The sequence below is a fragment of the Bradyrhizobium sp. CER78 genome, assembly GCF_029846235.1.
In the GTDB taxonomy this organism is placed as follows: domain Bacteria; phylum Pseudomonadota; class Alphaproteobacteria; order Rhizobiales; family Xanthobacteraceae; genus Bradyrhizobium.
Genome location: NZ_JARVWP010000009.1, coordinates 337,980 through 350,128, shown reverse-complemented (window position 1 = coordinate 350,128; position 12,149 = coordinate 337,980). Strand labels below are relative to the sequence as shown.

The 12,149-nt window shown below is 64.3% G+C and carries 15 protein-coding genes; 8 read left to right on the top strand and 7 right to left on the bottom strand.

All coding sequences use genetic code 11. The features are described from left to right. Positions 1 to 307: 307 nt before the first annotated feature. From QDT69_RS21890 to QDT69_RS21865, 6 genes are all read right to left on the bottom strand, one after another. Complete coding sequence (locus QDT69_RS21890; RefSeq protein ID WP_016844322.1) at positions 308 to 598, bottom strand: hypothetical protein; 291 nt, start codon at positions 596 to 598, stop codon at positions 308 to 310. Between the two features lie 223 nt (positions 599 to 821). After that, positions 822 to 986 carry a DUF3309 family protein gene (locus QDT69_RS21885; protein WP_074131060.1) on the bottom strand — a complete coding sequence of 55 codons (165 nt, stop codon included), beginning with the start codon at positions 984 to 986 and terminating at the stop codon, positions 822 to 824. A 235-nt stretch (positions 987 to 1,221) separates the two neighbouring features. After that, positions 1,222 to 1,599 (bottom strand): hypothetical protein, encoded by a 378-nt coding sequence (locus QDT69_RS21880; protein WP_279708536.1) that lies wholly within the window; start codon positions 1,597 to 1,599, stop codon positions 1,222 to 1,224. 139 nt (positions 1,600 to 1,738) lie between these two features. Beyond that, positions 1,739 to 2,152, bottom strand: a complete 414-nt coding sequence (gene msrB, locus QDT69_RS21875; RefSeq protein ID WP_279708535.1) for a peptide-methionine (R)-S-oxide reductase MsrB — start codon at positions 2,150 to 2,152, stop codon at positions 1,739 to 1,741. Between the two features lie 21 nt (positions 2,153 to 2,173). Next, complete coding sequence (msrA, locus tag QDT69_RS21870) at positions 2,174 to 2,890, bottom strand: peptide-methionine (S)-S-oxide reductase MsrA (protein ID WP_279708533.1); 717 nt, start codon at positions 2,888 to 2,890, stop codon at positions 2,174 to 2,176. A gap of 313 nt (positions 2,891 to 3,203) precedes the next feature. After that, entirely contained in the window at positions 3,204 to 4,313 is a 1,110-nt protein-coding gene (locus tag QDT69_RS21865; RefSeq protein ID WP_279708531.1) for an ATP-dependent RecD-like DNA helicase, read from the bottom strand. A gap of 201 nt (positions 4,314 to 4,514) precedes the next feature. On the opposite strand from QDT69_RS21865, the gene QDT69_RS21860 reads away from it, so the two are divergent. The 7 genes from QDT69_RS21860 (at position 4,515) to QDT69_RS21830 (ending at position 11,302) form a co-directional block, all read left to right on the top strand. Continuing rightward, complete coding sequence (locus tag QDT69_RS21860; RefSeq protein WP_279708530.1) at positions 4,515 to 5,720, top strand: LLM class flavin-dependent oxidoreductase; 1,206 nt, start codon at positions 4,515 to 4,517, stop codon at positions 5,718 to 5,720. Between the two features lie 216 nt (positions 5,721 to 5,936). After that, positions 5,937 to 6,887 carry a sulfonate ABC transporter substrate-binding protein gene (locus tag QDT69_RS21855; protein WP_279708528.1) on the top strand — a complete coding sequence of 317 codons (951 nt, stop codon included), beginning with the start codon at positions 5,937 to 5,939 and terminating at the stop codon, positions 6,885 to 6,887. A 40-nt stretch (positions 6,888 to 6,927) separates the two neighbouring features. Further along, positions 6,928 to 7,881, top strand: coding sequence for a sulfonate ABC transporter substrate-binding protein (locus QDT69_RS21850; protein WP_279708527.1), 954 nt, complete (start codon positions 6,928 to 6,930; stop codon positions 7,879 to 7,881). Further along, positions 7,863 to 9,044 (top strand): FMNH2-dependent alkanesulfonate monooxygenase, encoded by a 1,182-nt coding sequence (gene ssuD, locus QDT69_RS21845; RefSeq protein WP_279708526.1) that lies wholly within the window; start codon positions 7,863 to 7,865, stop codon positions 9,042 to 9,044. Before QDT69_RS21850 ends, ssuD begins: the two co-directional genes overlap by 19 nt. Beyond that, a complete protein-coding gene (locus tag QDT69_RS21840) occupies positions 9,041 to 9,847 on the top strand; it encodes an ABC transporter permease subunit (protein WP_050402878.1) in 807 nt (268 codons plus the stop codon). Before ssuD ends, QDT69_RS21840 begins: the two co-directional genes overlap by 4 nt. An 8-nt stretch (positions 9,848 to 9,855) precedes the next feature. After that, a complete protein-coding gene (locus QDT69_RS21835) occupies positions 9,856 to 10,695 on the top strand; it encodes an ATP-binding cassette domain-containing protein (protein WP_279708525.1) in 840 nt (279 codons plus the stop codon). A 7-nt stretch (positions 10,696 to 10,702) separates the two neighbouring features. Further along, the gene (locus QDT69_RS21830) at positions 10,703 to 11,302 is read left to right on the top strand and encodes a flavin reductase family protein (protein ID WP_279708524.1); all 600 of its coding nucleotides are present in this window, start codon (positions 10,703 to 10,705) and stop codon (positions 11,300 to 11,302) included. Between the two features lie 109 nt (positions 11,303 to 11,411). Here QDT69_RS21830 and QDT69_RS21825 read toward each other — a convergent pair whose 3' ends face one another. Then, positions 11,412 to 11,792: a hypothetical protein gene (locus QDT69_RS21825; RefSeq protein WP_074132080.1), complete on the bottom strand. Its 381-nt coding sequence runs from the start codon at positions 11,790 to 11,792 to the stop codon at positions 11,412 to 11,414. A 169-nt stretch (positions 11,793 to 11,961) separates the two neighbouring features. Between QDT69_RS21825 and QDT69_RS21820 the strand changes: the two genes are divergently transcribed. After that, positions 11,962 to 12,117 (top strand): hypothetical protein, encoded by a 156-nt coding sequence (locus tag QDT69_RS21820; RefSeq protein WP_279708523.1) that lies wholly within the window; start codon positions 11,962 to 11,964, stop codon positions 12,115 to 12,117. The last annotated feature ends 32 nt before the right edge of the window (positions 12,118 to 12,149 follow it).

Sequence of the window (12,149 nt, the reverse complement as noted above, 5' to 3'; positions counted from 1 at the left end):
TCTAGCTCCAGACGAGAGTACTTCGATCGAACGACGGACTCTGCTTCACCTCGCCCCGCGCGCGGGGCGAGGCATAGGGCGCCTTCGGCGGCCGTTCCCAAGAACGCCGAGGCAAAGCCTCGGCTATGACGCATCGTTAGATGCGTTCCGGGTGAGGGGGAGTTTCCGCAAACACAGCTGTCGCCGCATGCGCGGTGACAGCCCTCACCCCAGCCCTCTCCCCGTAAGAACGGGGCGAGAGCGCGGCCCCCAAAACAAAAGCCCCCGGATCGTCCGAGGGCTTTTCGTTAGGCGACGAGCAGAAATCTTATGCGGCGTCGGCGTCGGTCTGGCTGGCGGCGGGGCGCGGACGGCGCGGCAGCGGGAACGCCTCGCTCTCATAGAGCGAGCGGATGCCGTTCTGGTCGAAACGGGCTTCCTCGACCTGCAGATAGGCGCCGTTCAGCGAATCCGCCGGCAGCTGCTCCATCGCGAACTGCACGGCCTCGGCAGCGGTGCCGAAACGGCGGTAGGCGAAGCCCGCCCGCTTCTTCTTGCGGATCGCGGCAGGAAACAGTTCGGCAGACGTATTGTAGTTGAACGGACGCAGGGGACGCATGGTCGACGACCTCTTGTGTTCTTGGCAGTTGGCGTGGCGAAAGGGATTTGGGGGACGGCGGCCTGTACTTGGCGACGCGCCGTACATGTCATTTCGATCCCTAATATAGGCCTCTTTGACAAAAATGCGACCCCAGAAGCGCCCCCGGCAGGGCACATGCTGAATCCGCGCATGGCACGGCGTTCGGTCAAATAAGTCTATTTATTTCAATGGCTTATGACCATTAAATCTTATCGAGCCAGGCCAGGATCGCGACCACGATCAAAATCACCCCGAAAAGCCCCATTCCGGAGTGGCCGAGACCATAGCCATAGCCGCGGATCCGGCCGCTATAGCCGCCCAGCAGGATGACCAGCAGGAGGATGATGAGGATCAATCCGAGCGACATGGCGCCCTCCTCAGAACAGGCGGCAGCCGCACGGCGAGACGCCGACGGCCCCGCGGATTCCAAGCAAAGCACATTCCGGCCCGCGAGTCGTTAACTTCGGCGCCATTCCGGGGGCGATGCGCGGCAGCGAACCCCAATTCGCAATTGCGAATTGGGGAATCTTGGTCCGGAGCCTGTCACCCGGCGGCGGAAAGCGCCGACCCGTTGGCACTGCCCCGGGATGACGGCTTCGCCGTCATTTCTTGCTTTCGTCGATCGGGAGCACCTTCAGCGGGGTCGGATAGGGCTCGACCCGCAGCGAGTCATGGGCGATCAGGCCGACCTTGTGCAGCGGCACCTGTTCGAGATCGCCGGAGGCGGATTTGTGCACGGCATATTGCCAGACGCTCATCGAGCCCTTGGCGACCAGCATCTTGGCGATGCCGCCGGCGTTCTGGCCTTCGACCTGCGTGAGATCGGCATCGGTCAGGCCGATGACGATCTCGTCCTTGGAGGTGATGACCTTGAACAGCGAGATCTTGTCGGCGGCGAATGCCGGCATGCTCACCGTGCTCCCCATGATGACGCTGGCAAGAAGGAGACCGAACAAAAGCTTTCCTGGAATCCGTGACATCAAAATTTCCTTGTGTTGAGGCGCGCGGAAGGATGGCCGCGCCAAAACAAAACCCCGCGCGACCGGTTCTTGGTCGTGCGGGGCGGATCAAACGTTCGACGCGCCGGTGGATTATTCGGCCCGTCAGGCCCGGAGGCCGTTACTTCTTCTCGTTCAGCTTCATCGCCGCCGAGTTGATGCAGTAGCGCAGGCCGGTAGGGCCAGGGCCGTCGTTGAATACGTGGCCGAGATGACCATCGCATTTCGAGCACAGCACCTCGGTGCGGATCATGCCGTGGCTCATGTCGCGCTCCTCATCGACATGGCTCTCGACGGCGGGCTTGGAGAAGCTCGGCCAGCCGCAGCCGGAATCGAACTTCTGGTCGGACTCGAACAGCGTCTGCCCGCAACCGGCGCAAACATAGGTGCCCTTGCGGGGATCATGCTCATATTCGCCGGTGAACGGCCGCTCGGTCGCCTTCTCACGCAGCACGGCGTACTGCATCGGCGTCAATTCCTTGCGCCACTCGGCCTCGCTCTTGCGAACCTTGCCGTCGGTCTTGGTATCGGACATTCAACCTCCTTTGCGAGTTGCTCAGTTGGTGACCTTGGTGCTGCTCACCAGCGTCGGCTTCTCGATGTAGTTCTCCGCGAAGATCTTCTTCAGGTTCTCGACCTTCGGGATGTCGTTATACGCAATATAGGGCTGGTTCGGGTGCAGCGTCAGATAGTCCTGGTGGTAGCCTTCCGCCGGATAGAACGCCTCGAGCGTTCCGACCTTGGTGACGATCGGCTTCTTGTAGACCTTGGCGGCGTTGAGCTGGGCGATATAGGCGTCCGCGACCTTCTTCTGCTCGTCGCTGGTCGTGAAGATCGCCGAGCGATATTGCGTGCCGGAATCGGGTCCCTGGCGGTTCAGCTGGGTCGGGTCGTGCACCACCGAGAAGAAGATCTGCAGGATCTTGCCATAGGAGATCTTCTGCGGGTCGTATTTGATCTCGACCGACTCGGCGTGGCCGGTGGTGCCGGTCGAGACCTTCTCGTAGTCGGCATTCGCCTTGCTGCCGCCGGAGTAGCCGGACACCGCGCTGACGATGCCGGCGGTGTGCTGGAACACGCCCTGCACACCCCAGAAGCAGCCGCCGGCCAGCACCGCGGTCTTGATGCCGGTCTCCGGCGCGCTCGCCGCCGGCGGCGGAATGACCACGGCGTCCTCTGCGGCAAGCGAGGGCGCAACGGCAAAAGCGGCGACCGCCAGCGCGCCGATCGCGGCGGCGCAAAGCGAGAGACGGCTGAGGGAGCTCTTGGGCATGGGTTCCTCGTGGGATCGCAATTGGGGGCCAGTCTAGAGCGGGAGCCGGCATTGGCAAACCGGGCCGGGCTGCTCCGACGCTTCAAAATACGGGCGAAGGGACGTTTTGTTACGGCGCCGGCCACACGGTTTCGTGAGGGAAATGCTGATTATTCAGGCGTGTAGGTGCCATACACCCGTCATCCTGAGGAGCCGCGGAGCGGCGTCACGAAGGATGCACGGCCACCTGCCGGGCCGTCGACCCTTCGAGACGCGCGCGATGCGCGCTCCTCAGGGTGACGGGTCATTAGGAAGTGCTGAATGCGCGGGGCTATCACACCACGACGCTGAGCCGCTTCGCCGCTCGCGTGATGCCGGTGTACAGCCACCTCGCGCGCGAATCCTGGAATGCAAAGCTCTCGTCGAACAGCACGACGTCGTCCCATTGCGAGCCCTGCGACTTGTGCACGGTCAACACATAGCCGTAGTCGAACTCGTCGTAGGGCTTGCGCTGCTCCCATGGCACACCCTCGACGCCGCCGTCGAAGCATTCGCCGCGCACCGAGACTTTTGTGACCTTGTAGCCGAAATCCTCGTCAGGCATCACGCGCATGGTGATGATCTTGGATTTCGACTGCGCGCGCGCCTTGACCCGCCACAGCCCGCCGTTGAACAGGCCCTTCTTGCGATTGTTGCGCAGGCAGACCAGCTTGTCGCCGGCGACCGGCAGCGGATCCTCGATGTTCAGCCGTTGCCGCACCCGCATGTTGTAGGCGCGGCGGGTGTTGTTGCGGCCGACCAGCACCTGGTCGGCGCTCATCACGCGGTCCGGATCGAGCTCCTTGCGCGACACCACCTCGCTCTCGCCACGACGGCCGATCTCGAGCTCGCGGCCCTCGCGGATGTCCATCGACATCCGCACGATCGGATCGTCCTGCGCCTGGCGGTGCACCTCGGTCAGCATCGCGTCCGGCTCGGCGTCGGTGAAGAAGCCGCCACCCTGGATCGGCGGCAATTGCGCGGGGTCGCCGAGCACCAGCAGCGGGCAGTCGAACGACATCAGATCCCGGCCGAGCTCGGCGTCGACCATCGAGCATTCGTCGATCACGATCAGCTTGGCTTTGGATGCGGGCGCGTCGTCCCAGAGCTCAAAGCTCGGCTGCTCGACGCCGGATTCCCGGGCGCGATAGATCAGGGAATGAATCGTGGAGGCGCTGTCGCAGCCCTTGTTGCGCATCACCAGCGCCGCCTTGCCGGTGAACGCCGCGAACTTCACCTCGCCGTCGACACCCTCGGCGATGTGCTGGGCGAGCGTGGTCTTGCCGGTTCCGGCATAGCCGAACAGGCGGAACACCGGCGGCGTGCCGTTCTGGCCGGGCTTGGCTTTCAGCCAGTCGGCGACGGCTTTCAGCGCGGAATCCTGATGCGGCGTAAAGGTGGTCATGAGCTTTCGGAGGAAGGAGCGCGCGATCGATAGCGCCGCGACTCATACCAACACAAGCTAAACATTCATGCGTTCCAGGCAAGCCGCCTCCCGCTGCACGGAATTGGAGTTTCACCCCCGAGGCTGGACTTGGCCTTCCCCGCCACTAGACTGATCCAAAACAACAAGCGGTCGGGGACGGACCTTGGGAGTGATGACGCCATGAAATTCGGCATCTTTTACGAGCTGCAACTGCCGCGCCCCTGGAACGACGGCGACGAGCTCAGGCTCTACCAGAATGCGCTGACACAATTGGAGACCGCCGACCGGCTCGCTTACGACTACGCCTGGGTCGTCGAGCACCACTTCCTCGAGGAATATTCGCACTCGCCGGCGCCGGAATCCTTCCTCGCCGCCGCAAGCCAGCGCACCAAAAATATCCGGCTCGGCCACGGCATCTTCCAGCTCACCACCAATCATCCCGCGCGCGTCGCCGAGCGGGTCGCGGTGCTCGATCTGCTGTCCAACGGCCGCTGCGAGTTCGGCATGGGCGAGAGCGCCTCGATCACCGAGCTGACGCCGTTCGGCCGCGACATGGAGACCAAGCGCGAGGTGTTCGAGGAAGCGGTGCAAGCGATCTTCCCGATGTTCACCAAGGTCGGCACCGAGCATCACGGCAAGTATTTCGACATCCCGTTGCGCAACGTGGTGCCGAAGCCGGTGCAGAAGCCGCATCCGCCGCTGTGGATGGCCTGCTCGCAGCTGCCGACCATCGAACGCGCCGGGCAGAATGGATTTGGCGCACTCGGTTTCCAGTTCGTCAGCGCCGAGGCCGCGCACGCCTGGGTGCACGCCTATTACAACGCGATCACCAAGCGGCTGAAGAAGCTCGCCGACTATGAGATCAATCCCAACATGGCGCTGGTCTCGTTCTTCATGTGTGCGAAGACGGATGAGGAAGCGCGCCGGCGCGCCGACGGCGCGACCTTCTTCCAGTTCGCGCTGCGCTATTACGGCCAGTCGCAGAACCGGCAGCGGCCGGCGCCCGGCACTGTCAACATGTGGGATGAGTACAACAAGTGGAAGCGCGAGAATCCGGAAGCGCAGGAGGCGGCGCTGCGCGGCGGCCTGATCGGCTCGCCGGAGACCTTGCGCAAGAAGCTGCGCCGCTTCCGCGCCTCGCATATCGACCAGGTGATCCTGCTCAACCAGGCCGGCAAGAACACGCACGAGCACATCTGCGAGTCGCTCGAGCTGTTCGGCAAGGAAGTGATGCCGGAGTTCCAGCACGATCCCGAGCACGATGCCTGGAAGAAGGGCGTGCTCGACGGCTCGATCCAGCTCGAGGAGATCGACACCCAGGCGTTCTCGGACCGCTACGGCAAGCTCGCGGTCAATGTCGGATCGAAAGCCGCCGCTGCAGGCTGATCAATTGATGTGCAGCGACCTCGCGATTCCGTGAGGAAAATAATTCGCTACGTGCGATCGGCGTCTTAAAAGAAACCACACGTGCGATGGCCGAACCTGAGTGCAGGCATCGCTATTTTTGTGCGGTGCTCGACAGCTTCATTCGCGCGCCCCATCATCCTGACATCGCATGATCGCGCGCGTGGTAGCGCGTTCGATCGTCAGGAGAGTCTTGGAATGAAGCGTCGAGAGTTCCTCCAGCTTTCGCTCGTCACGGCCGCTTCAGCTGCGCTGTCACGTAGCGCGCAGGCGCAGGCGGACGCGAAGGAAATTCGTATCGGCTATCAGAAGAACGGCGTGCTGGTTATCACGCGGCAGCGCGAGGCCTTGGAAAATCATTTCAAGCCGCAGGGCGTCAGCGTGAAATGGGTCGAGTTCTCCTCTGGGCCGCCGATGATGGAGGCGATGAACGTCGGCAGCATCGACTATGGCGCGGTCGGCGATTCACCGCCGATCTTCGCGCAGGCCGCGGGCGCGGCCATCGTCTATGCCGCCGCCCAGCCCATCATCAACGGCTCGGGCATCCTGGTGCCGCAGAATTCGGCGATCAAGACCATCGCCGACCTCAAGGGCAAGCGCGTCGGCTTCACCAAGGGATCCAGCGCGCACAACGTCGTGATCCAGACGCTGGAGAAGGCCGGGCTGACCTATGATGACATCACGCCGGTCTATCTGACGCCGCCGGACGCCGGCCCTGCCTTCGCCAATGGCGGCATCGATGCCTGGGCGATCTGGGATCCGTATTTCGCGATCGCCGAGACCAAGCAGAACGGCCGCATCCTGATCAACACCCGCGACGTCACCAAGACCAACGCGTTCTACATCGCCAATCGCGACTTCGCGAACCGGCACGGCGCCCTGCTGCAGCAGATTGTCGATGTCACGACGTCGAGCGCGAAGTGGGCGGAGGCGCATCCCGACGAGGTCGCGAAATCGCTGGCCGCCGTCACCGGCGTGCCGCTCGATATCCAGACCATCGCGGCGCGGCGGGCCGGCTTCTCGGTCGGCCCCGTGACCGACGACATCATCGCGACCCAGCAGGGCGTCGCCGACCGCTTCTTCAAGCTCGGCCTGATTCCGAAGCAGATCGCGATCCGCGACATCGTCTGGCGCAATACCCAGACCTGAGCGGCGCGCGTTTGGTCATTTCAATGCAGAGGATATTCCCATGACGCGTTTATTCCGGCGCTGGATTGCCCGCGCGGTGCTGTCGGTCAGCATCGTTGCGGCGACCGTCAGCGCGTCCTACGGTCAGGACAAGGTGGTCCGCATCGGCTTCCAGAAATACGGCAAGCTGGTTTTGCTCAAGAGCAAGGGCTCGCTCGAGCAGAAGCTGAAGTCGGTCGGTTACTCGGTCGTGTGGACCGAGTTTCCGTCGGGGCCGCCGCTGCTCGAAGCGCTCAATGTCGGCGCGATCGATTTCGGCAACACCGGCGAAGCGCCGCCGATCTTCGCGCAGGCGGCCGGTGCACCGCTGCAGTATGTCGCCTATGAGCCGCCTGCGCCGAAGGGCGAGGCGATCCTGGTGCCGAAGGACAGCCCGATCAAATCGGTCACCGATCTCAGGGGCAAGAAGGTCGCGCTCAACAAGGGCTCCAACGTCCACTATCTCCTGGTGAAAGCGCTGGAGAAAGCCGGTGTCAAATATTCCGAGATCGAGCCGGTGTTCCTGGCGCCGGCCGATGCACGCGCGGCGTTCGAGCGCGGCGCGGTCGATGCCTGGGTGATCTGGGATCCGTTCCAGGCTGCGGCGGAGGCGGCGACCGGCGCACGCACCGTCGCCGATGGCACCGGCATCGTCGCCAACTACCAGTTCTACTTCGCCTCGAAGAAATTCCTGCAGGCCGATCCGAAGATCGTTCAGCTCGTGCTGTCGCAGCTCAGCGAGGTCGATGACTGGGCCAAGGGCGATATCCATGCCGTCGCCGAGCAGCTGGCGCCGAGCATCGGGTTGTCGGTGCCGGTGGTCGAGGTCGCGCTGAAGCGGCAGGCCTATGGCATCAAGCCGGTCACCGACGCCGTGATCGCGGGCCAGCAGCAGGTCGCCGACACGTTCTTCGCGCTCGGCCTGATCCCCAAACCAATCAAGATTTCCGACGTCGCATGGAGGCCGGGCACGTGAGCACCCCAACCAACGCCAACATCCTCTGGTTCCTGCCGACCCATGGCGACAGCCGCTATCTCGGCACGTCGATCGGCGGCCGCGAGGTGAACTTCAACTATCTGCGCCAGATCGCGCAGGCCGCCGACCAGCTCGGCTATTACGGCGTACTGCTGCCGACAGGCCGGAGTTGCGAGGATTCCTGGGTGGTGGCCTCGGCCGTCGCGCCCTGGACCGAGCGCCTGCGCTATCTCGTGGCGGTCAGGCCCGGCCTGCAATCGCCGAGCGTCGCCGCCCGCATGACCGCGACCTTGGACCGGCTGTCGAACGGCCGTCTGCTGATCAACGTCGTCACTGGCGGCGATCCGATCGAGAACAAGGGCGACGGCATCTTCCTCGATCATGACGAGCGCTACGCGGTGACCCGCGAGTTCCTGAACGTCTACAGCGATCTGCTCGCCGGCAAGACCGTCAACGTCGAAGGCAAGCACATCAGGATCGAGGACGGCCGCCTGCTGTTCAATCCGGTGCAGTCGCCACGGCCGCCGCTGTATTTCGGCGGCTCGTCCGACGCCGGCATCGACGTCGCGGTCGACACCGTCGACAAGTACCTGACCTGGGGCGAGCCGCCGGCGCAGGTCGCCGAGAAGATCGCCAAGGTGAAGGCCATCGCCGCGCAGCGCGGCCGCAAGCTGTCGTTCGGCATCCGCCTGCACGTGATCGTGCGCGAGACCAACGCGGAGGCGTGGAAGGCGGCCGACGAGCTGATCCAGTACGTCACCGACGACACCGTCGCTGCCGCGCAGAAGATCTTTTCGCGGATGGACTCGGTCGGCCAGCAGCGCATGGCGCAGCTGCATGGCGGCCGGCGTGACCAGCTCGAGATCAGTCCGAACCTCTGGGCCGGCGTCGGCCTGGTGCGCGGTGGCGCGGGTACCGCGCTGGTCGGCGATCCCCAAACCGTTGCGGCGCGGATCAAGGAGTATCAGGACATTGGCGTCGATACCTTCATCATGTCGGGTTACCCGCATCTCGAGGAGGCCTATCGCTTCGCCGAGCTGGTGTTCCCGCTGCTGTCGCTGGCGCAACCCGGCAACGTGACGCCGATCCGCGTCAACACCGGCCCGTTCGGTGAAACCATCGGCAACGACTACCGTCCGCAAAAGCAGGCATCGCAATCATGAGCTTGATCGATTCACTACCGCGCGTCGGCGCACCGAAGCTTCCGAAGGTCGACGGCCTGATCCCCTGGATCGTGCCGCTCGCGATCGTACTGATCTGGCAGCTCGCCTGCGTCACCGGTTTTGTTCCCTCGCGCGTGCTGCCGGCGCCGACCGATGTGGCGCTGGCGGGATGGAAGCTGCTGCTATCAGGTGAATTGGTCCGCAACATCTGGGTCAGCTTCTGGCGCGCCTCGATCGGCTTTGTCATCGGTGGCGGCATCGGCTTTGCGTTCGGGCTCGCCAACGGGCTGTCGCAGCTGTCCGCGAAACTTACCGACACGACGCTGCAGATGGTGCGCAATATCCCGCATCTGGCGCTGATCCCGCTGGTCATCCTGTGGTTCGGCATCGACGAGTCGGCAAAGCTGTTCCTGGTCGCGCTCGGCGTGTTCTTCCCGATCTATCTCAACACGCTGCACGGCATCCGCACCGTCGACCCGCAGCTGATCGAGATGGGCCGCATCTACGGCATGACCGACGGCGAACTGTTCCGCCGGGTGATCTTCCCCGGCGCGCTGCCGTCGATCTTCGTCGGCCTGCGCTTTGCGCTCGGCATCATGTGGCTGACGCTAATCGTCGCCGAGACCATCGCGGCCTCGTCGGGCCTCGGTTACATGGCGATGCAGGCGCGCGAGTTCATGCTGATCGACGTCGTCGTGCTCTCGATCCTGATCTACGCCTTGCTCGGCAAGCTCGCCGACAGCGCCTCGCGGGCGCTGGAGCGGCTCACCCTGTCGTGGCACCCCGCCTTCCAGAAGAAGTGAGAGTGAGAATGCAAGAAGCGCTTCGTTTCCAGCCCGTAGACGCCGAGCCGGTCGACCACGCCGACATCGTCGTGAAGTCGCGGCACCTGCGGCGGGTGACCGATAATGCGGCCCGCGGCCTGTCGCTGACCATCCGCGGCTTGCGCAAGGCGTTCGGCGACAATGAGGTGCTGCGCGGCATCGATCTGCACATCCCCTCGGGCCAGTTCGTCGCGATCGTCGGCCGCAGCGGCTGCGGCAAGAGCACGCTGCTGCGTTTGATCGCGGGCCTTGATGCGCCTACGGCGGGCAGCATCGCGTTTGGCGAGGAGCCGCGGGCGCAGGACGTCCGCGTCATGTTCCAGGAACCGCGCCTGCTGCCCTGGGCGCGGGTGCTGTCCAATGTCGAGGTGGGTCTGGGGCGTGAGCGCTCCTCGGCCGATGCGCAGGCGCGTGCCGAGCGCGCGCTGGTCGAGGTCGGCCTCGGCGACAAGCGCGCCCAGTGGCCATCGGTGCTCTCGGGCGGCCAGAAGCAGCGCGTGGCGCTGGCGCGGGCGCTGGTCAGCCAGCCGCGGGTGCTGGCGTTCGACGAGCCGCTCGGTGCGCTCGATGCGCTCACGCGGATCTCGATGCAGCAATTGCTGGAGCGTGTTTGGCGCGACCAGGGCTTCACCGCGATCCTGGTGACGCATGACGTCGCCGAGGCGGTCGCGCTCGCCGACCGCGTGCTCGTCATCGAGGACGGCCGGATCGCCGAGGACGTCACGATCGATCTGCCGCGACCGCGCCGGCGCGGCTCGGCCGAGCTCGCCGCGCTGGAAGGCGAGATCCTGAAGCATCTGCTTGAAGGCAGCGAAGACACTTTGTGAGGTCGCCATGAATTCCCTCGTGCGCAATGTTTCGATCGAGCCTGCGGTTGCTGCTGCCGAGTTTCGTGGCGCGATGCGCCATCTCACCGGCGGCGTCAGCGTCATCACGGCCGGGCGCGGCAAAGAGATCTCGGGGATGACGGTGACTTCGGTGTCGTCGCTGTCGGTCGAGCCGCCGTCGCTGATCGTCAGCATCAACCGCGCAGCCTCGTCGTATCAGCTGATCGCGCGCCATGGCGTGTTCGGCGTCAACATCCTGACCGCGGATCAGCTAGACATCGCCGAGCGCTTCACCGGCAAGGGCGGCCTGAAAGGCGCCGACCGGTTCGAAGGCGCCGAATGGACGACGCGCGCCTCAGGCGTCCCGCTGCTGGTCGGCGCGCTCGCAGCCGTCGACTGCGAGGTCGAGGAGATCATCGAGCGGCACTCGCACGCGATCGTCATCGGGCGCGTGCTCGACGTGATCGCATCGCAACGCACCGCCGCGCTGGCCTACTGGCACGGCGAATATGTCGCGATCGACCATGACGAAGACGCCGCGCGGCTGGCCGAGGTCAGCCTGCCGTCGCGTCACGTCCACGCCCCGGGCGTGCTTAAAGCGCGATGAGATTGAATCACCATCGCGCTTGAGATTCTCGTTCCAGCAGGATCCGGAAAACCGCTTCGCACTTTTCCGGGTCATGCTTCAGCGCAGCGTTGCCGGTCCGGATCGGCCTTCAGTAGACTGCGCTCAGCGACGCCGGGCTGTCGATGATCACGTTGCTGCCGCGAACGCCAGCCCATACGGCCTGGATGGTCTGAGCCGTATTGCTCAGCGGAATGCCGACGACAAGCGTGGTCGGGACGCGGCCGAAGCTCGACGGGGTCCCTTCATTGTAGGTAAAGCTCGCGACGACCGGCGAGGCCGTGCCATTGACGGTGACGCCGAACACGCCGCCTGGAATATCGTTGCCCATGGCGTAGGGATTCGGAACGTTCAGGGTGATGATCGCGGTGGTGCCGACGCCCTCCGGGATTGTCAGGCTCAAGCCTTGCATCGGCGTAAGAGTTGCGGAGTTGGTGGACAGGGTGCCGGCGGTCTGCACGTAAAGGGCCATATCACTCTCCAGTTGTCGAAATATAAAAGCACAATAGGAGATTGAATACGGCAACTGGCCGCAAGATTCAAGGGATCAACGGCAAGGCGGCCGGCGCGGCATGTTGGCCGTGGCGCTTTCCCGGCAAGCACACTAAAAGCCGCGGATGTTTCGGAGACGTGACGGTTCGATGAAGCGCCTGGGAGCCTGGCTGTTCTATCTCGTCGGCGCAATCGCCGTCGCCTATCTGGCGCTCTATGCGTATGCGGCGTTCACCGGCCGCGACATCACGCCGGGCGATCCGATCCGGATCTTTCGTAAGCCCGACGTGCCCAGCTATTCGTGAGGCAGGGCAGGCGACGGGATTGCTCCGCCGCC